The organism is Agathobaculum desmolans ATCC 43058 (assembly GCF_000701665.1).
Taxonomy (GTDB): domain Bacteria; phylum Bacillota; class Clostridia; order Oscillospirales; family Butyricicoccaceae; genus Agathobaculum; species Agathobaculum desmolans.
The window spans coordinates 26,591-47,410 of the sequence record NZ_JNJN01000018.1; the positions used below are offsets into that span (position 1 = coordinate 26,591).

Consider the following 20,820-nt stretch of genomic DNA (forward strand, 5'->3'; position numbering starts at 1 on the left):
GGTTTTTAAGAGAAAAGACGTCGCATAAGCGGCGTCTTTTCTCTTTTGGCGATTGCAGTCTGTGCAGATTCCTTATGTGCGGGAGAAACACCGTTTAGGCGATATGATTCGATTTTGTTACAAAACGGTTTCGGATGTGAAGATATAATGCCTGCTGACTTGCAAAAAACGATATATTATGATAAACTACATAAGTTAGAGTGAAAGATGTCAGGAGAGTGCAGGATGGACAAACGGGTATTCATCATTAACGGCAGCGGCGGTGTTGGTAAGGATACCGTTTGTGAGGCAGCGGCGCAGTTTTGGCATGTTCAGAATGTGTCATCCATCACACCGATCCTGTCCGTGGCACGGGCTGCCGGTTGGGATGGCAGCAAAACTCCTGCCGCCCGCCGTTTTTTGTCTGACTTGAAAGCAGCATGCACGGCTTTCAACGATTTGCCGTTCCGATATTGTGTGGAACAGTGGGATGCATTTCAGCACAGTGATGCTGAGGTGTTGTTTATCCATATCCGCGAGCCGGACGAGATCAAACGGCTGCGCCGGGTCATAGGAGACTGCTGCAAAACCATTTTGGTGCGCCGTCCCGCGCTGGAAGAGAGTCGGGGGCCTTTGGGCAATCGTTCGGACGACGAGGTGGCCGGTTATCCTTACGACGGCATTTTGGTGAACGATGGGCCGCTGGAAAACCTTCCGGACAAAGTACATCACTTTTTGCTTACCTTGTGGTAAGGCCGGCGATTACCGATCAGGAAACTGTATCGCGAAATCATATACAGCAAGAAGGATAGAGCAAAGAAAGGAAATCACGTATGAGCGAAGAAAAAAAACCGCAGGTCGTCCCTGAGAAAAAAGGCGGCGCACATATTGCCAAAGCGGGCAGCAAGCATCCGGTTCAGCCGGAGCCGCAGCCGGTCAAGGCGGAAGAAGCTGCAAAACTGCCTGCCGAATCAAGCGGCAATGCAGAAGCACCAAAACGCAATAAATATGCGGATAAGATGAACCGCAGCAAGCCCAAACTAAGCCGTAATGTTCGTATTGGCATAGGTGCCGGTGTTTTACTGCTTTTGATTGCACTGGGTATTTTTTTGATATTAAAGACCCGTAACGGCGGTGCGGCGGACAGTGGGGAGGAAACCGCGGTAGCATCGCTTGGCATGCTGGAAACTTATGTGGAAGGATCAGGCACAACGGCTGCAAAAAAACGCGAAGAGCTAGGGCGTGATTTGAAGGGCACCATTACGAAAATTTCGGTTGAAGTTGGTGATGAAGTTAAAAAAGGAGATACCTTACTGACTGTAAACCCGACCGAAACACGAAAAGAGCTGGATGCGGCACAGGATGAGCTGGCTAATGCGCAGCGCGCGGTCAGCGATGCGCAGAACGAGGTATCTCAGGCACAGAATACCCTGAATGCAGCGCAGAAAAAGTTAAACCGTTTGAATGTTACAGCACCATTTACCGGCAAGATCATTCCGGCAAGCGATGGGGAAGGCAACAGCAATGAATACCGTGTCGGCCAGCAGGTCAGCGAAGGCGAAGTGATTGGTTACATGGTGGACGACAGTAAGATGTCTCTGTCGCTGTTTTTCAGCTCTGCCTATATCAACCAGATTAAATCCGGGCAATCTGCCACTGTATCCATACCGGCGGCAATGAGCGAGGTTTCCGGTACCGTTTCCTCGGTGGAAAAATCCGAACGCGTCTCTGCGGAAGGTGTCAAAATGTTCCGCGTCAATATCTCGGTTCCCAATCAGGGCGCCTTGACCAAGGGGATGACCGCGACAGCTACTGTTTCTGCCGGCAGTGCGGGTGCGGTATTCCCGGCGGAATCCGGCACGCTGGAATATGGTAGGGAAGAGGCGGTCACGGCACAGGTCAGCGGTAAGATCTCTGCTTTAAACGGAATCGATTATTATAGCTATAAAAGCGGTGCAACGATTATGCGGCTGACCAGCGACTCTGCGCAGGATGAAGTGAAAAACGCCCAGAATGCCGTGAATGCGGCTCGTAACGGTGTCACTTCGGCACAAAAACAGGTGAAGGATAAGCAGGATCGCATCACCGAACTGAAAAAACTGATCGAAAATGCCACGGTCAAATCTCCGATTGACGGTGTTGTTGTCAGCATGAATGCGGTAGAAGATCAGGAAGTCTCCGGCACGGATGCACTGGTTGTTGTGGCGGATCTGAGTGATATCGTGGTGAATGCAGAAGTGATGTCGACCGATGTCGGCGCAGTGCAGGTTGGCCAGCCGGCCACAATGACCATGTATAACAATGACGGTTCCCAGCTGACGCTGACCGGCATGGTGGATTCGGTGGCCTTGGAACCGACGCAGAACTCCGGCGATGGCGGCCAGGGCAGCATGCCCACTTTCCTTGCCGTAATTGCAATCGACCCGATCGAAGGACAGTCAATTTACAGCGGTATGATGGTGGAGTATCAGATTACTACCGCATCGTCGATGGATTGCCTGATGGTACCCTCTCGTGCAATTGTCAATACAGAAAACGGCACAGCTGTTTTTGCCAAACCGCTGACTGATGAAAACGGGGATGAAATCCCGTTTGAGGAGACCCTGCCGATTCCGGAGGGAACCGAGGGCATTCCGGCGGATTTTGTACTGGTACCGGTTGAGATCGGCATTGCAGATTCGACCAACACCGAAATATACTGGGGGATCGAAGAGGGAACCACTGTTTTTCTGGCCGGTCCGCAGGAACTGTATTCTGATATGGGCGAAATGGATGCCGGCATGGCAGTAGGCTGAGGAGGCTGTAATGTTTGGTAGGAAAAAGCAAGCGGAGCCGATTCAAGAGCAGACAGTACGCTCCGAGCTGCTGATTGATGTTCGCCAGATGAGTAAAATCTATAACGAGGGGCGGGAGAATGAAGTCCGGGCGTTGGATAACATTTCTCTGCAGGTTCCGTGGGGGGAATTTTTGTGCATCCTCGGGCAGTCCGGTTCGGGCAAATCCACACTGATGAATATTCTCGGATGTTTGGATATTCCCACCTATGGAACATATCTGCTGAACGGACAGGCGGTAAGCGATATGAAGCCCTCCGTGCTGTCCGGCATCCGCAACCGGGAGATCGGCTTTATCTTTCAGGGCTTCAACCTGATCCCCGCGCTGACGGCGCTCGAAAATGTCGAGCTGCCGCTGATCTATCGCGGGATCGGCCGGGAGGAACGGCACCGGCTGGCTGTGGATGCGCTCACATCGGTCGGATTGGAAAAGCGGATGGATCATCGTCCGGGCGAGATGTCCGGCGGTCAGCAGCAGCGCGTAGCGATCGCACGCGCAGTGGCCGCCAAACCGCCGATCATTATGGCGGACGAGCCGACCGGCAACCTGGATTCGGCTTCCGGCCGTGATATTATGGAGCAGCTCAGTGCGCTGAACACGCAGGGTACATCGATTATCCTGATCACCCATGATAATCATCTGGCCGAGATGGCAAAACGCATCGTTACCATTCAGGATGGGCAAATCATCTCCGACCGACCGGGAAAAGGAGGGGTTGACTGATGAATTGGCTGCAAACCGTTCGCATGGCGTTCAAATCCATTATGAACAACAAAGTGCGTTCTATTCTGACGATGCTGGGTATTATCATCGGTGTTGCGTCGGTTATTGCCATTGTGGCGTATATTCAGGGCGGCACCAAATTGCAGCAGCTGCAGTTTGAAGCCATGGGCACTAACCGGATCGATATTTCCGGGTACGGCGCCAAGAGCCGTGATTGGGATGACTTTGAGGATTATCTTAGCAATGACCTTGCAGATAAAGTATCCGCATGGTCCCCGCAAAGTCAGTATTACGATTGGCAGAATGATGGCATACAGTATCGCTCTAAAAAGCTGACCTCGAGCGATAGCTATACTTATATGTATTTTGGCAATGAACACTACGGTGATGTGACCAACCATGTGATCACGGTGGGACGCGATCTTTCCGCAGCAGACTGCCGCAGCCGCGCACGGGTCTGCGTGATCGGCGAGACCCTTCGCAAATACTTTTTCGGCGCAATGAGCCCTCTTGGGCAAAAAATCCGCATTGGCGGCAAATCCTTTGAAGTGGTCGGCGTATATAAGGGAAAATTCGAAGGGAAGATCAATACCGAAGATCAGATGCTAGTCATGCCGTATACATTACAAGATAGTATGATGAGCTCATACGGCATGATGGATAAGCAGTATATTATCAAAGCAGCCAATAAAGAAGATATTTCTGAGCTGGTTGATACGCTGCTTCCTGAATTTATGCAGGGACGGTGCGAATCCAACGGTGGGTATTTTAATGCTTATTCCAACAGCCAGTGGCAGGAGCAGTCAGAAGCCTCCGCTAATATGCTGGCACTGATTGGCGGCGGCGTTGCGGGCATCTCCTTATTGGTTGGCGGCATCGGCATTATGAATATCATGCTGGTATCTGTAACCGAGCGCACTCGTGAAATTGGTATTCGCATGGCGATCGGTGCACGCAAACGGGATATTATCGGTCAGTTTCTGGTGGAGGCAGCGGTAGTATCCTGCTTTGGCGGCTTGATCGGTATTGTGCTGGGGTGCTTCCTGTCAGCAATTTTGGGTAATGTGCTGCTTGCACAGCAAATGCAAGGGGGATTCATGCCTACGGTCGAACAGTTCACCGTATTGCCGTCGTTCGGATTAGCTGTGGGTGCGTTTTTGTTTTCTGCTTTGCTCGGTATCATTTTCGGACTATATCCGGCTAATAAGGCTTCTAATCTGCAGCCGGTTGACGCGCTGCGTACACAATAAGGAGTATGGATGGATATGAAAAAAAGATTGATCAGCTTGTGCCTGGCACTGCTGGCTCTGGTTGCGCCGGCTTCTGCCGCTTTTTCGGATATATCAGATGTCCGATTGTCACAGACCGCTTCCGTGCTGGATGCACTCGGCATAATGGAAGGTGTAGGCGGCGGGCGTTTTGACCCCTCCGGCTCACTGACACGTGCACAATTCTGCAAACTGGCCGTAACCGCTATGGGCGTGACCAATGTCAGTCCCTATGCCAATTACACGATTTTTCCTGATGTGAAACAAAAACACTGGGGTGCGCCGTATATCAATGCGGCAGTCCAGCACCCGGATTTGAAAAAGCAGGCAATTATCCGGGGCTACGCGGATGGTACCTTTGGTCCGGATAAAACGGTGAATTATGGCGAAGTATGCACCATGCTGCTGCGCATGCTTGGCTATCAGGAAGCGGATATAGGTCCCTTCTGGCCGGCAGATTATGTAGCACGTGCACAGTCGCTCGGCTTGACAGACGGCGTGAATATCACCAATAATAAAGCTGCTGTAAAACGCTCGGATGCTGCGATCATGCTGCTCAATACGTTGGGGGCTGCACCTAAGGACAGCGAAAGCGGGATGCTGATTGATAAAACCGCCGAATCTACGGTTAAAAACTGCATTCTGCTTGCTACCAGCGAAACCGACAGTATGCTTGCATCCAATGAGGCAAGATTCTACGAAAATGGCAGTGTTGATGAAACACCGCGCAAAACAGCCGGTACACTGGATCGAAGCATGATTGGTGTATACGGTACTGCTGTCATCGGAAAGGGAGAGCAGGCGGGTGTTCTTGGTATGATCCCGAACGGCAACAAAACCGAGCAATTCAAAGTAACGGAAGTGGCTGCGGATCGTATCCGGACAGAGAGCCAGACGCTTCAGCCGGATCGCAGCACTAAGCTGTATATCTGCAGAGAGCGGGATAAGCTGAGTACGTTCGGCGAAATGTGGTCCGGTATCCAGCCGGGCGATACCCTGACCCTGTATTATAATGCATTTGGGGCGTTGGAATTGATGGCGGTTTTGCCGCAAACCGCATCGGCTGCATCCAGCTCGTTTGTTTACGGCGTTGAAAGTGCAGTGAATATCCCGGAGGGATATTCTATTGTGAAAAATGGTGCCGTTGTCGACCGCACTAAGCTGAAAAAATATGATGTTGTGACACTGGATGCCGCTGCCAAGCAGGCTTTTGTGTCGGATGCCCGTATCAGCGGCCAATATACCGAAGGCACGCCGACTTTTGCATATCCGCAGACCATTACTGTGTGCGGTCAGAACTATACAGTTTCCGACCGTGCGGCGGCAACCTTCAAAAATATTAAACTCAAGGATTATATCACGCTGCTGTTTGATTCGAACGGACAGATCGCAGCGGCGTATCCCAAGAGCACGGTGAGTGCTGATATGCAGGGTATTGTAACCGGTATCCCGGGAGCAGACGATAAGGGCGGTGTGACCGTGGTCTTGACCAATGGTCTGACTCTGCGCAATCTGGATGTTAAGGCGGCCGAGCTGAGCAGCCTGATGGGACGCTTGGTAACAGTTGGTCAGTCCTCCAACGGTGCGCTTTATCTGACCCAGCGCAGCCTGTCCGGCAAGTCTGCAGGTAACTGGAATATTGCGGAGGGTCGTCTGGGCGATCGGCAGGTTTCCCCCAAGGTGCGCGTTTACGAAGAAGTTATTTCGGGTGCACCGTTGTCCGCAATCAATATTTCGAGTATTGAAAGTGCTACCGTTCCTTCTAAGGATATCCGGTATACTGTACTGGACAGCGCAGGCACGGTGACCAACATTGTGCTGGGTGATGTGACCGGCGAAAGCTGGATCTACGGTATCGGATATGGTTCCACGCATTCGCAGCCCACTGGCGAGGGTGAGACATACGATACCTACAAGGTTACCCTCAAATACTGGAACGGCACTGGTTCACAGACAGCGGCGTATTCTGTGCTGTCGCTGCCCACAGGGCTGGGCGGCGCACCGGTTGGTATTCCGAAGGGGTATTCTACGGATGAGGAAGTCATTAACCGTTCACTGTCCACGCTGAAATTACAGCTCGTGGATACCGTTGATCGCGCTGCGTTCGATGGCTCTTCCGGTGTCCGCACAAAGGATGGTTTCTATCCGTTGGCTGAGGATATCGGCGTATATATTACTGAACAGTCAGAATTTATTTCTTTGCAGGATGCCAAGAATAATTATACGAATTTCCGCGTTTATGCTAACAAGAGTGCGCAAGACGGCGGAAAGATCCGCATGATCGTTGCATCATAAGCCTGTCATTCACATTATTTGATTCAAAGCAGTGCTTCAAAAGCATCCCGCCCGCCGGCAAGTACCGATGGGCGGGATGCTTTTACTTAAAATGTATTTTTGCGAAACTGGGTTGGGGATAGTCCTGTTTTGTCAGTAAACGCGGTAATGAAATTCACCTCACTGCGGTATCCTACCCGAAATGCGATTTCTTTCACCGATAATGCGGTGGATTGCAGCAGTGTCTTTGCTTCGTCAATACGATGCAGCATGATATATTCATGTGGAGAAAAACCGGTTGTACTGCGAAAAAGACGTGAAAAATGTGAGGGGCTTAGGTTGACTTCCTGTGCAACCCGTTTAACGGAAAGCGGCTCAAACAAATGTGAAGCAATAAACTGTACGGCTTGTGGAATCACATCGTTGGCCAGCGAACCGGTTCGTTCCTGATGCGGAAACAGCAGTGCACATAGTATACGGTAAATGCGCTGTGAGCAGTCTACTTCACTCATGTAGGCGCTGCGCAGCCCGGAAATAATATACGCCATTTCCTGTTCCACCCGACCAGCCGCTGCCAGATCGAATACCTGACGTCCGTTGCGCAGCGCTAAAATCTGTTCAAAAAAGGCAGATGCATTGGCGCCGTCAAAATGAATCCAGATGGATTCCCCTGGTCCGTCGGTGTAGAAACGGTGTGGTTTATGACAATCCACCAAGGCGATCTGTCCTCGTTCGGCAGAAAAGGATTGACTGGTTTCAAAATACATTGTACCGGAACGCATAAAAATCAGAAAAAAGTTTTTGTGGCTATCCTGCATTGCCACATCACACCGGTCGGAAAAATCATATTGCTCATCGTAATAATAGTGACCAACACGGGTCACATAATAAAACAGGCTGCGCGCCATGGCGGATGGTGTGGCAAAAAAACGCTCTGACCGCGAAAGGACGCCGGGTTCGTTTAATACCTTCATAGTATCGCTCCTCCTTCTCTTTTATAATAGCACAAAATATAAATTATTTGCAGTCTTTTATTATTGCACTCGCGGATTGTTTCCGGTATTCTATTTGCAGACAGAAAATATAGGTTGTTGCTATCGGCTTCTGTCGAAAAAAGGGGATATTGAAATTGATTAAGGAAAAGACGTTTTATAAATCCTTTATGGTTCTTGCACTGTCTCTTGCTTTGCAGAACCTGCTGACTTATGGTGTCAACATGATGGACACGATGATGCTCGGCCGATACAGCCAAGATGCTATGAGCGGCGTAAGCCTGTGTAATCAGGTGCAATTTTTATTGCAGATGCTGGTTGTCGGCGCAGGAGAAGGTGCAGTCGTTCTTGGTTCGCAGTACTGGGGCAAAAATAAGCTCGAGCCGATTCCGCATATTATCGGCGTAGCGCTGCGCTTCGGCGGTGTACTCGCCATCGTTATGTTCGGGATCGTTCTGATGTTCCCATCGCAGCTTCTATCTCTGCTTTCGAATAACGATGCGGTGATTGCACAAGGCGAACAATATTTTCAGATCATCTGCTTTACCTACGTGATTTTTACGATTACCAATATTCTGGTCGCCTCTCTGCGGTCGGTTGGCGTAGTAAAAATTGGGTATATTATTTCCGGTTCCACCTTGATAATCAACGTTTGTCTGAACTACTGCCTAATTTACGGCAATTTCGGTTTTCCGGAGCTGGGAGTGCGCGGTGCGGCAATCGCCACTTTGGTTTCCCGCTGCGTGGAATTGCTGATCGTTGTCTATTATCTCAAATATAAAGAACACGATTTGAACTTGACCCTGCATAAGCTGCTGCATATTGATACCAGCTACATACAGGATTATATCCGCGTATCATCACCCGTCCTCATCAATCAGGCGTTGTGGGGGATTGCCCAGATGGTTCAAACAGGCATTTTGGGACATCTCGGCGGCGACGTAACCGCTGCTAATGCGATCGCTGTTCAGGTATATCAGGTTCTGTCGGTTGTGGCATATGGCGCGGCATCAGCTGCCGGTATTGTCGTAGGACGAACGATCGGCGAAGGTAATGAACATCGTCTGCGTCCTCTTGTGTTTACACTGCAAATTATGTTTTTAATTATCGGCCTTTGTTCCGGTTGGTTGATTTTTGCGCTTCGCACACCGATTCTGGCGGTATTCGGCGGATCATTGACCGAACAGGCTTACCGGCTTTCCATGCAGTTTATGCTGATTTTAGCCATTACAACGGTAGGGACATCTTATCAAATGGCATGTGATAACGGCATTATTCGTGGCGGCGGGGATACAGCTTTCAGTGCCAAGATGAATTTGATCAGTATGTGGCTGATTATCGTGCCCTTTTCTGCGCTGGCTGCATTCTGTTGGAAATGCCCGCCGGCGGTGGTGTTTTTCCTATTGAAATGGGATCAGCTTTATAAAGCGATACCGGTATTTATTCGTTTACACAGCTGGAAATGGGTCAAAAAGGTAACGCGTCCGGATGATGCGGTTTCTGTTTGAATCTCTCTCTTTTCTCTTTTGGAAAACCGGCCTTTAGGCCGGTTTTTTATTGACAAATCGCTTGAACAGTGGCATACTATTTATGTTATATTGATAAAAGCGATGACGAAACGAGTTTACGCATCAGCTGTTCGAAAGAGAGAGGGATCTGGTGAAAGCCCTTGTGCAGCTGCGGAAACAGCCATTTCTGAGCTGCCTGCTAAAACAGGACGTTTGATCTCCGATATCGGATCGCTGAGATGCGCCATATGCGCAGATCAGGGTGGTACCGTGGAAGATTGCTTTCGCCCCTGACGTTTGGGCGAAGGCTTTTTATTATGTATTCTAATTTGGGAGGATAAAAGATATGCAGTATAGAGGTTTAAATGAACTGCGTGAAATGTATCTGAAGTTTTTTGAAACCAAGGGGCATCTTCGCCTGCCGAGCTTTTCGCTCATCCCGCAGAACGATGCATCGCTTCTGCTGATCAACTCGGGTATGGCGCCCATGAAGCCGTTTTTCACGGGTGAGCAGGAGCCGCCGCGTCACAGAGTAACCACCTGCCAGAAGTGCATCCGCACAGGCGATATTGAAAACGTTGGCAAGACTGCACGCCATGGCACTTTCTTTGAAATGCTTGGAAACTTTTCTTTCGGCGATTACTTCAAGCGCGAGGCCATTGCGTGGAGCTGGGAATTTTTGACCAGCCCGGAATGGGTCGGCATTGATCCCGATCGTCTGTATCCTTCAATTTATGAGGATGATGACGAGGCATTCGAAATCTGGAATAAAGAGATCGGCATTCCGGCGGAACGCATCTTCCGTTTTGGCAAGGCAGATAACTTCTGGGAGCATGGTTCCGGTCCGTGCGGCCCGTGCTCGGAGATCTATTATGATCGTGGTGAAGAATACGGCTGCCATAAGCCGGGCTGTACCGTCGGCTGCGAGTGCGACCGGTATATGGAGGTATGGAATAACGTATTCTCCCAGTTTGACAACGATGGCAACGGCAATTATACCGAATTGAAGCAAAAGAACATTGACACCGGCATGGGTCTGGAACGTCTGGCCTGTGTGGTGCAGGGCGTTGGTTCGCTGTTCGATGTCGATACGGTTCGCAATATCACCAACAAGGTTTCCGAGATTGCTGGTAAACACTACGGCGAGAGCGATAAGACTGATGTTTCTCTGCGTGTTATTACGGATCATATTCGCTCGGCCACGTTTATGATTTGTGATGGTGTGCTGCCCTCCAACGAAGGACGCGGCTATGTGCTCCGCCGTCTGCTGCGCCGCGCTGCACGTCACGGTAAGCTGTTGGGCGTGAATGATCCCTTCCTGTACAAGGTGTGCGATACGGTCATCCACGAAAACGAAGGACATTATCCGGAACTGCGTGAGCGTCAGGATTATATTGTGAAGGTCATCCGCGTGGAAGAAGAAAATTTTGCCCGCACGATTGACGGTGGCCTGCGCATTTTTAACGATATGCTGACTGGGCACAAGGAAAAGGGCGAAAAAGTGTTCTCCGGCGCAGATGCATTCAAGCTGTATGACACCTATGGCTTCCCGATTGACCTGACCCTTGAAATGGTAGAAGAGCAGGACATGACGCTGGATGAAAAAGAATTCCACAAGCAGATGGAAGAGCAGCGTCAGCGTGCGCGCAAAGCGCGTGAGGCGCTTGGCGATCTGGGCTGGGCTGGTGTTGAATTCGGCAAGGATGTGCCCGAAACTGTCTTTGATGGCTATGAACATGGTACGCTGACCGATGCAAAGGTTGTTGCGCTGGTTGTGGAAAACGAGCAGGCGGAAGAAATGATGACCGGCGTAGAGGGCATCGTAGTGTTGGATAAAACCCCGTTCTATGCTGAAATGGGCGGCCAGGTAGCGGACCACGGCCAGATTGTGATTGATGGAGATAAGCCGTGCTGCTTTGAAGTTACAGATGTTCAGAAAAACAAGGGCGGCAAGTATATGCACTACGGCAAGGTCGTTCAGGGCGTATTCAAGCTGGGTGATATGGTTCGCGCACAGATTGATACACAGCGTCGTGCTGCCGTTATGCGTGCACATTCCGCTACCCATTTGCTGGACACCGCGCTGCGCAGTGTGCTGGGCGATCATGTGCATCAGGCCGGCTCGCTGGTGGAGCCGGATCGTCTGCGGTTTGACTTTACCCATTTCTCTGCGGTCACTGCGGAGGAGCTGATGCAGGTGGAAAGCATTGTAAATGATGCGATTCTGTCCGGTTACCGTATCTCTACCGAAACACTGCCGATTGAGGAAGCGAAAAAGCGCGGCGCCATTGCGCTGTTTGGCGAAAAGTACGGCGATACCGTTCGTGTTGTCGATATGGGCGAAGGGTTCTCCGTTGAGTTCTGCGGCGGTACCCATTTGGATAATACCGCTAAAGCAGGTATGTTCAAAATTATTGGCGAAGCCTCGGTCGCTGCCGGTGTGCGGCGTATCGAAGCGGTAACAGGCAAGGCGGTGCTCCGCTTCCTGAATGAGCGTCAGCACATCCTGAATGAAACAGCTGCTGCGCTTAAGACCTCGCCGAATGAATTGGCATCCAAGGTTGAGCAGACGATGAATGACCTGCGTGCAATGGGCAAAAAGCTGGAGAAGCTGAACGGCAAAATTGCATCTATGCAGATCGTCGATTTGTTTAATGTGTCCCGTGATGTAAAGGGTGTAAATGTTGTTGCAACCAAGCTGGAAGATGCGACACCGGATATGCTTCGCACAATGGGTGACAGCATCAAGGAAAAAGCGCCGAATATGGTGGCGGTTTTGTCTTCGGTATCCGGTGATAAAGTCAGCCTGCTTTGCGTTTGCGGTGCGGAAGCCGTTCAGAAGGGCGCACATGCCGGTAAGATTGTGAAGGAAGTTGCCAAGCTGGTTGGCGGCGGCGGCGGCGGACGCCCGGACAGCGCAACAGCAGGCGGCAAGGATCCGTCTAAGCTGGAAGCTGCGCTGGAGGCCGTCAACAACATTGTTGACGCGCTGCTGTAAAAGCATTATACTGTAATCAGGAAAGGGGCGAATCCCAATGGAAAACTGTCTGTTTTGCAAAATCGCTGCGGGAGAGATCCCGTCAAACAAGGTTTATGAAGACGATTTGTGCTATGCGTTCCACGATATTGACCCGCAGGCGCCGACACATTTTCTGGTAATCCCCAAACAACACATTCGCTCGGCTGCCGCAGTGGATGCTTCCAACAGCGCGGTTGTGGCACACTGTTTTGAAGTCATTGCCAAGGTTGCCGCGGATATGGGGCTGGATAGCTTTCGTGTAGTATCCAATATCGGCGAGCAAGCCGGGCAAAGTGTGTTCCATTTGCACTTTCATGTGCTGTCCGGCCGTGATATGACATGGCCGCCGGGTTGATTCAGATTTTCCAAGGTCGATTCTGTGTGTTAAAACGCAAAGAACCAAATCAAAAAAGAAGTGGCATATTCCTGCCACTTCTTTTTTCCATCTGACAAAAAGGAGGGAAGCATATGTTTGAGCGTCCGCTGATTTATCTCGTCCCTGCGGCAGCAGCTGCGTTGTATTGCGCGGTTTGTCTGGAATATACGATCAGCCTGACGGCTGCACTTCTTTTATTGGCATTGTTCCTTTTTGCGGCTGGTGCGGCTGTGTACCATAAGCGGTTATGTACGGTGTTCTGCATGCTTGCTGCGGCCAGCTTTGCACTTGTGGGTTTGAATGTATATCACGCTGTGGTCGTGGAACCGATCCGCACATTGGCAAGCCGTCATGCAGAAATTACGGCAACTGTATTAGAGGATGCCGCTGTGTATGATGATAGTCAGCGTGCCAAACTTGTCGTAGACGATAATGATGTACTACCTGGTTCTTTCCGTATGTTTTGCTATTTGCCACTGACCGAACAGCCGCTGCATGCAGGGGATCGGATCAAAGCCAATGTGGGATTTTATTTGCCAAAACAGATCGATGGTTTTGACCGTGCGGCTTATCAGGCTGCAGACCGCTGCTTTATTGCAGCTTCCTATACCGAAGATGACAACGATCAACCGGTTTCTTTTTCTGTTCTGCAGCAGAACAACCGCGCCCTGCGATGGATGCCCCAGCGGATCGCACGTTTTTGCCGGGAAGCCGTTAATACGCATCTTCCCTCACGACAAGCAGGGTTGCTGAACGGCTTATTGCTGGGTGACAAGTCGGGTCTTTCCGATGCGGATGCGTTGGCGCTGCGTATTGCCGGACTGAGCCATCTGGTAGCCGTGTCCGGTTTGCATATTGGTTTTTTGGTGGGCTTTTGCTTTCTGCTGTTTGGCCGAAAAATGGGCACGTATCTGTCAATCCTACTCATCGTACTATTTATTCCGATTGCCGGCGCGACCCCATCCGTGCTGCGGGCAGCAATCATGTATTTGATCGCTGCCGGTGCCTTTGTGCTGAAAAAAGAATCAGGCAGTCTGAACTCACTGTTTTTTGCCTTGGGGTTACTGCTTATTCTAAACCCGTATTCTATTGCGAGTTTAAGCCTGCAGCTTTCTTTTGCTGCAACATTGGGGTTGATCCTGCTTTCCGGCCGGATGCAGCGGAAATTGACCAAACCATTTGCCAATGCGCCCAAGTTAGTACGTCGCATGGGATCTGTGGTGGCTGGTGCATTATCTTGCACAGTGAGTGCGACCATTTGCACGACTCCGATTCTGCTTAGTTCCTTCGGCTATGTTTCAATGCTTTCGCTGCTCAGCAACCTGCTGGTAGTCGGTGTCACTGCGGTCTGCTTCATCGGTGGCTTCTTGCTCTGTATCATTTCCGGACTGCTGCCCGCCGCCGCAGCGGTATTATCGACTCTCCTGCAGCCCTTCCTGAACTACATTCTTTGGATTGCTGAAAGAATTTCCGATATTCCGTTCGGGTTGATCAGTTGGGGTGACAGTTATGGAGTAGCAGTATTGGTGATCCTTTTTGCTGTGGTTTTGCTTTGGCTGGTCGCAGGACGGCAGATTCGTTGGCGTTGGATCCTGCCATGCGTCGGTTTGCTGACTGTTGGGCTCAGTGCCGCCGGCGTATATGACCGCAGCCAGCATTATACGGTAACCTATCTGCCTTGCGGTGCCGGACAGGCTGTTATTGTTGCGGATAGCAAACAACATATGACATTGATCGACTGTGCCGGGGATGGCGGATATCGGGATGCTGCATCTCTGATACAGGAATGGATGCAGTGGAATAACTTCACGCAGATTGACCGCTTAATATTAACCGCTGTGGACAAGGGGCACGCACGCTCCTTGCCTGTACTTTTGCAAAACATCCCTGTAAATGAAGTAGTCATTCCTGCAGGATGCCGGGAAACCAAGCACAATACCGCGCTGCTGGCAGCGGCGCGGCAGAACGGTGCAAAGGAGATAGCTGCGGCGCAGGCATTTGAAAACAATGGAGTTTCGATCATCGTATTTCCCGTTACGGACGGTAAGCTCGGTGTGCAGATTGGCAGGGAAGTGCTGATTCTGCACAGCCCCACCCAAAAGCAGCTGGCAGCGTTTTGGGCATCTGTCCCCGTTCCGCCGCAAGCATCTGAAGTCGTCCTTTCGCAGCGCAATCTGGAAGATGCTGCACTGCTGCAGCAGACTTTAGCCCAGACTAATGCGAAAAGGATTCTTTTGCAGGCTGGATCGGATGATATTGCAATCGAATACAACGGGATTCCGGCAGAAAGTCCTTTTTTGACCGGTGAGATCGAACGGCGTTTCAAAAAGGAGTGACCCATGGCTACTGCAAAAAACAAAACGAACGGCAAGATGCAGCTGATCAGTGATTTGAAAAGCGGAACCTTTGCACCACTTTATATCATTTCGGGCGAAGAGAGCTACCTAAAGGAATATTATTTGCGCGAATTGCGGCAAAAAGTAATCGATCCGACCTTTGCGGATTTTAATATGATCGAATTTGAAGGGAAAAGCCTGACACCGGAACAACTGACGGAAGCAGTAGACAGTTATCCTGCCATGTCGGAAAAAAAGCTGATTATTGTAACAGATTTTGATTTATTCAAGCCACCTGCCGGATTTTCTGATTTTTTGCCCGGACTGCTGGGTGATCTGCCGGATTATGTTTGCTTGGTTTTCTATTACGATGTCTTAGATGGAAAACCGGATAAGCGAACCAAATTATATAAAGTGTTGGAAAAATCCGCTTGCTTTGCGGAATTTGCGCATCAGGAAGAGCGGGAACTGGTTGCATGGCTCGAACGTCGTGCACGGGCACTGCAGTGTTCGATCGCGCCGGAAGAAGCCGCCTATTTGATTTTTTTGTGCGGCAATTCCATGACGAATCTGGCAGGGGAGTTGGATAAGGCGGCAGCACACAGCACAACGGGTACAATCAAAAAATACAACATTGATGCCGTCTGTTCGCCGGTGTTGGATGCAGTTGTATTCGACCTGACCGATGCCATCACCGCAGGAAAGTTTCAGCGTGCGGTGACCTTGGTTGGTGAATTGATTGCACAAAAAAACAGTGAAGTAATGATTTTTACAACGATCACCCGCCATATTCAGCGTTTATATGCGGCCAAGCTTTGTGCGGAAGCAAGAGGAGGGGAGAAGCAGCTTATGGAAATGATTGGCTCCAAATCTCCGTATTATGCGCGGCAGATACAAAATGCAGCGCGCCGCGTTCCGCTGCGTTGGCTGCGTCAGGCAGCCGCTTACTGTGCAGAAACCGATTCCGCACTCAAGGGCAGCGCGGTCGACCGGCAAAAACAGATTGAATTAGCGCTGCTTGCGATGGCATCGGCACTGAGGGAGGGATAAGCGTGATCCGGATCAAAGAAGCGATTTTGGTTGAAGGGCGATATGACAGCAATACCGTTCGCCAAGTAGTGGATACCGTAGTGCTGGAAAGCGGCGGTTTCCGCATCTTCAATGACAAAGACCAGCTTCGGCTGCTTCGCCGCATCGCGCAGACGCGCGGCTTAATCATCCTGACAGACAGCGACGGCGCTGGTTTTGTAATCCGCAATTATGTAAAAGGAGCACTGCCGGCTGATAGGATCAAACAGGCATATATTCCGGATATTATGGGGAAAGAACGTCGTAAGCGCTGTTCTTCCAAGGAAGGAAAACTCGGTGTGGAGGGAATGCGTCCGGAAATTATTTTGGAGGCACTGCGGCGCGCCGGGGCAACGGTTGAATCAGAAGATTCGTTGGCTGCCAATCCTGTTAAGCCGATCACAAAGGCGGATTTATTTGCGTGGGGACTGTCCGGCGGGCCGGATAGTGCCCGGCGGCGTGCGGCTGTATTGCGTGCCCTTGCGCTGCCTGCACATATGACGGCTAACGCATTGCTGGAATTTGTGAATGCTGTTGGAACAAGAGAAGAGATCGAAAATATTTTGCAGCAATTTGCAAAAAAAGATTGACAAAGCTCCATGACCCACCTATAATGAAAGTATAAAATTAAATTAGTTCTGTTTCAGGGCGGAGTGAAAGTCTCCACCGGCAGTATACGGGCTTTGTTCCCGATAGTCTGCGAGCCGCAAGGCATGATGGGTGAGAATCCCAACCGACGGTTATAGTCCGGATGAAAGAAACAGGTGTACATGGTACGTCTGCATGCCCTTGGATCATTGTGTCCAAGGGCTTTTTATGACCCACCAAACAGAACTCCTCACAAAGGAGACGAATCATCATGACAAAAGCAAGCAAAATCACCTACACCGCAATTTTTGCGGCCATCGCAACCGTACTGATGTACTTTGAATTCCCGCTTCCGTTTATGCCGCCGTTCCTGAAGGTAGACCTGTCCGGCGCAGTTGTGCTGATTGGCGCGTTTATGTTCGGCATTGGACCTGCGATCACAATGATCGGCATTAAGGACTTGATCCACCTGACGCAGACGCAAACCGGCGGATCGGGCGAGTTGGCAGATTTCCTTATGCTGTCTGCACTGGTCATCGTGGCGGTGCTGATTTATCGTTCTCATAAATCTCGTAAAATGGCGATTGCAGGTTGTATTTCGGGTTCGCTGGCAATGTCGGTCGTTGCAATGCTGACGAATTATTTTCTAATCATCCCGTTTTATTCGCAGATCATGCCGCTTGAGGCTATCTTTGAGGCTTGCTCGGCGGTCAATCCGCTTGTAACCGGCATGCAGGGCTATCTATTGATTGGTGTTCTGCCATTCAATTTGATTAAGGGCACTATTTTAACGGCAATTACCATGTTGGCCTATAAAAAGTTAAGCGTTTTTATCAAGTCTAAACAGCTTGAAGCGCATCGCTCTACACAGCAGGCCAACTAAAATATAGCAGATGGGGGACACAGGCGGAATCGTCTGTGTCCTGTTTTGTTTGAAAGGGGAGGATCTTATTACAGCAAGGAAGAGGTTAACGGCTGCACTTTTGCTGTGTGCAGTAGGCATAGGCATTGCCGGACTGCAATGCGGTTTAGAAACGCGCTATTATCATATTACCAGCACAAAAATTCCTGTTGGAAAGCAGTTGCGGCTGGCGATGCTTTCCGATCTGCACAGCTATCAATATGGTACCGACCAACAGCCGATCATTAACCGTCTGCAACAAGCGCAGCCCGATTTGATCCTGCTGTGCGGTGATATTGTGGATGACAAACAGCCATGGACAGGGGCGGAACGTTTACTGGAGCAGATCACCGCACTGGCGCCATGCTATTATGTTTCTGGCAACCATGAATACTGGTATCATGATCCTGAAGCGATTTTCAATCGAATCCGTTCTTTCGGTGTAACTGTATTGGAAAATGAACACCGTGCATTGACCATCAATCAAATCCCATGCACCATTTGTGGGGTTGAAGATCCAGCATCCTACGGTGATCGATTGCCACGATCCTATGGAAATGCTGAAACCTACCACGATGCATTGGCACAGTTTGATGATCTGCCGCAGGATACGGTTAATATTCTGCTCGCACATCGACCGGAATATATGGAAAGCTATGCTGTCCATCCGTTCGACCTAGCGCTTTGTGGACATGCGCATGGTGGTCAATGGCGTATTCCGGTTTTACTCAATGGACTGATTGCACCTAATCAAGGATTCTTTCCGCAATACGCAGGCGGAGCTTATCAGATCGGCAATATGACCGGCATTGTTGGACGAGGATTGATCCGTGATTGGAAACCGCGTTTTTTTAATCCGCCGGAGATCGTTGTAGTGGATATAACTTCCCAATAGGGATAAAAGAGATTGTCCTGCCTTTAGAAAGGAATGAATAGCCGACCTATGATAACAGCCACAAAGCAGAAAAAAGCAAAGTCTTCGAAACGATGATGCTAATTGGATATTTGGGTTTGATATACTAAATAGATATGTAAATGATGGTGCGTACGGCGGAGGCAGTTGCATTCCGGTTCCAATTTGGAATAACTATTCTCCGGTCTATATTCATACCACAACTGATTCGCCAGATGATATAGGTTTTATTAAACATTTGGTCGATGTTACAAAGGCTGACTATTCAATTGATGCAAGCCGTGTTTACGCAACAGGACATTCCAACGGTTCAGCTATGACATGGAGGTTGGCGCAGGACGCACCGGAATATTTCACCGCGGTTGCTCCCATCGGCTTTAACTGGGGGAGCTATCCGGGCTATACAACATCTGGCGGCACAGTGGATGTGCAGACAATGAATATCTGCTTCCTGTTTGGTGCATGACCGGTGAATTTGATGTTGGTGAAGCGGACGCCTATTCGCCGAATACAAAAAACGTAAAAACCGTCTCCTATTGGAAGGAAATGAATGGAGCAAATAGTGTGGGTATCGTGAAGAAGGAGGATCTTATTATGGCAAAGTAGCATGACAAACAGTTTAAAAGTACTATCTCGATCAAAAGGAACTGGGTGTGTGGCTGTGTCCAAAATCTCGGTGTAGGCTGCAACACCCTGAAAAATGGTTGAAAGATTTCCGGGGGGACTGGAGATATTCCTGTTCGCGACTTCGGTAATTTGGAATAGTCAAGAAAACCGTACCCCAGCATGCCGGATTACGTGGCGGGCACACACCGCGCAAAGCGGGTGCGCTTGACCAGCGCCTTCGTTTGTTGTGTTGCGTCGGCGGCGATTGTAATAGGTTTCAATCCAGCGAATAGAGTCAATTCAAAATTCCATGTAAACACCATTTGAGGTGCAAATAGAGCAAAATTTGTTCGGGGCGGCAGTCGAGGAAATTCGGCTGCCGCCTTTTTAACAACATAACGCCGGTGGGAGGGCGGATGTCAGGGGCGGCGGAGCTGTTCATCTTGCCCTCGACATCCGGCCCCGGCGGTGTTACTCGGGCATACGCTCGGCAAAGTAGATGGCCATCTGGGCGTGGATCAGGCTCCAGTCCTGCCGCCGCCCGGTCCGCTTTTTCGTAATATCCATCATGGCCAGATACAGCATTTTCAGCAGGCTGTCATCAGTGGGAAAGACGGACTTGGACTTGGTCACCTTGCGTAACTGGCGGTTAAAACCCTCAATGGCGTTGGTGGTATAGATCAGCCTGCGCACCTCCTGAGGGGTACTTGAAATAGGTGCTGAGATTGGCCCAGTTAGCCTGCCAGGATTGGGAAATTTTCGGGTATTTCTTGTCTCAGCACTTCCCAAAGGTATCCAGAACATCCAGGATGGCCTGCTCGTCCACGGCGGCATAGACCGCCTTCAGATCGGCCATAAGAGCCTTCAGGTCTTTGTAGGACACATACTTGCTGGAATTGCGCAGCTGGCGGATGATACAGTTCTGGATCTCGGTCTGGGAATCGCCGCGTCAAACCCCGCTAAATTGTCGGTACAGGCAATGAAAATGTCCTCTACCCCCCGGTTTTTCAGGCCATTGAGGACAGGGGCCCAGAAGTTGGCGCCCTCGTTTTCGCCAACCCACATCCCCAGAACGTCTTTCCGACCATCCGGGTTGACTCCAATGGCAATGTACACTGCTTTCTTCACAATCTGCCCTTCGCTGCGGACATAATAGTGGATGTCATTCAGAAATACCATGGCGTAGATGGGCTCCAGAGGCCGTTGCTGCCACTCCTTGGCAACGGGCAGAATCTTATCCGTGATTCGGCTGACTGCGCTATCCGAGACAGAAATGCCGTATATGTCCTGAATGATGCTAGTCTGGTTCTTTGTCAGCACCTGAGGCTCAAATTCCCCCTTCCGGTCTCGGGGAACCGATACATCCACTTCGCCAAAGCTGGTGCGCAGCCTTTTGCTGCTGTGGCCGTTACGGCTGTTGTCTGTGTCCTTGTT

The 20,820-nt window shown here is 50.3% G+C and carries 15 protein-coding genes, 1 pseudogene and 1 riboswitch; of the genes and pseudogenes, 14 read left to right on the forward strand and 2 right to left on the reverse strand.

What is annotated here, in order from left to right; genetic code table 11:
- Nucleotides 1-225 precede the first annotated feature (225 nt).
- From T363_RS0106165 to T363_RS0106185, 5 genes are all read left to right on the forward strand, one after another.
- Entirely contained in the window at nt 226-732 is a 507-nt protein-coding gene (locus T363_RS0106165) for a hypothetical protein (RefSeq protein WP_034971841.1), read from the forward strand.
- 80 nt (nt 733-812) lie between these two features.
- The gene (locus tag T363_RS0106170) at nt 813-2,774 is read left to right on the forward strand and encodes an HlyD family efflux transporter periplasmic adaptor subunit (protein WP_031474262.1); all 1,962 of its coding nucleotides are present in this window, start codon (nt 813-815) and stop codon (nt 2,772-2,774) included.
- Between the two features lie 10 nt (nt 2,775-2,784).
- Nucleotides 2,785-3,537 (forward strand): ABC transporter ATP-binding protein, encoded by a 753-nt coding sequence (locus tag T363_RS0106175; RefSeq protein ID WP_051643131.1) that lies wholly within the window; start codon nt 2,785-2,787, stop codon nt 3,535-3,537.
- Nucleotides 3,537-4,787, forward strand: coding sequence for an ABC transporter permease (locus T363_RS0106180; protein ID WP_031474266.1), 1,251 nt, complete (start codon nt 3,537-3,539; stop codon nt 4,785-4,787). Before T363_RS0106175 ends, T363_RS0106180 begins: the two co-directional genes overlap by 1 nt.
- 15 nt (nt 4,788-4,802) lie before the next feature.
- Nucleotides 4,803-7,100 (forward strand): S-layer homology domain-containing protein, encoded by a 2,298-nt coding sequence (locus T363_RS0106185; protein WP_161645946.1) that lies wholly within the window; start codon nt 4,803-4,805, stop codon nt 7,098-7,100.
- Between the two features lie 86 nt (nt 7,101-7,186).
- On the opposite strand, the gene T363_RS0106190 is transcribed toward T363_RS0106185, so the two are convergent.
- Entirely contained in the window at nt 7,187-8,053 is an 867-nt protein-coding gene (locus tag T363_RS0106190; RefSeq protein ID WP_031474270.1) for a helix-turn-helix domain-containing protein, read from the reverse strand.
- Nucleotides 8,054-8,208: 155 nt separating this feature from the next.
- On the opposite strand from T363_RS0106190, the gene T363_RS0106195 reads away from it, so the two are divergent.
- From T363_RS0106195 to T363_RS16240, 9 genes are all read left to right on the forward strand, one after another.
- Complete coding sequence (locus tag T363_RS0106195) at nt 8,209-9,579, forward strand: MATE family efflux transporter (RefSeq protein WP_031474272.1); 1,371 nt, start codon at nt 8,209-8,211, stop codon at nt 9,577-9,579.
- 346 nt (nt 9,580-9,925) lie between these two features.
- A complete protein-coding gene (alaS, locus tag T363_RS0106200) occupies nt 9,926-12,577 on the forward strand; it encodes an alanine--tRNA ligase (RefSeq protein ID WP_031474273.1) in 2,652 nt (883 codons plus the stop codon).
- 37 nt (nt 12,578-12,614) lie between these two features.
- Entirely contained in the window at nt 12,615-12,953 is a 339-nt protein-coding gene (locus T363_RS0106205; protein ID WP_031474274.1) for a histidine triad nucleotide-binding protein, read from the forward strand.
- 113 nt (nt 12,954-13,066) lie between these two features.
- A complete protein-coding gene (locus T363_RS0106210) occupies nt 13,067-15,310 on the forward strand; it encodes a ComEC/Rec2 family competence protein (protein ID WP_031474275.1) in 2,244 nt (747 codons plus the stop codon).
- Nucleotides 15,311-15,313: 3 nt separating this feature from the next.
- Nucleotides 15,314-16,360, forward strand: a complete 1,047-nt coding sequence (gene holA / locus T363_RS0106215) for a DNA polymerase III subunit delta (RefSeq protein WP_051643132.1) — start codon at nt 15,314-15,316, stop codon at nt 16,358-16,360.
- A 2-nt stretch (nt 16,361-16,362) separates the two neighbouring features.
- The gene (locus T363_RS0106220) at nt 16,363-16,968 is read left to right on the forward strand and encodes a ribonuclease M5 (protein WP_031474279.1); all 606 of its coding nucleotides are present in this window, start codon (nt 16,363-16,365) and stop codon (nt 16,966-16,968) included.
- A gap of 45 nt (nt 16,969-17,013) precedes the next feature.
- A riboswitch (FMN riboswitch) is annotated at nt 17,014-17,145 on the forward strand.
- Nucleotides 17,146-17,237: 92 nt separating this feature from the next.
- Nucleotides 17,238-17,849 carry an ECF transporter S component gene (locus T363_RS0106225; protein ID WP_051643133.1) on the forward strand — a complete coding sequence of 204 codons (612 nt, stop codon included), beginning with the start codon at nt 17,238-17,240 and terminating at the stop codon, nt 17,847-17,849.
- A 49-nt stretch (nt 17,850-17,898) separates the two neighbouring features.
- Nucleotides 17,899-18,762, forward strand: a complete 864-nt coding sequence (locus T363_RS0106230; RefSeq protein ID WP_031474283.1) for a metallophosphoesterase — start codon at nt 17,899-17,901, stop codon at nt 18,760-18,762.
- Nucleotides 18,763-19,018: 256 nt separating this feature from the next.
- The gene (locus T363_RS16240; protein ID WP_161645947.1) at nt 19,019-19,246 is read left to right on the forward strand and encodes a hypothetical protein; all 228 of its coding nucleotides are present in this window, start codon (nt 19,019-19,021) and stop codon (nt 19,244-19,246) included.
- 611 nt (nt 19,247-19,857) lie between these two features.
- Here the strand turns inward: T363_RS16240 and T363_RS14495 are convergent.
- A pseudogene (locus T363_RS14495) lies at nt 19,858-20,820 on the reverse strand (IS256 family transposase); the annotation flags it as partial.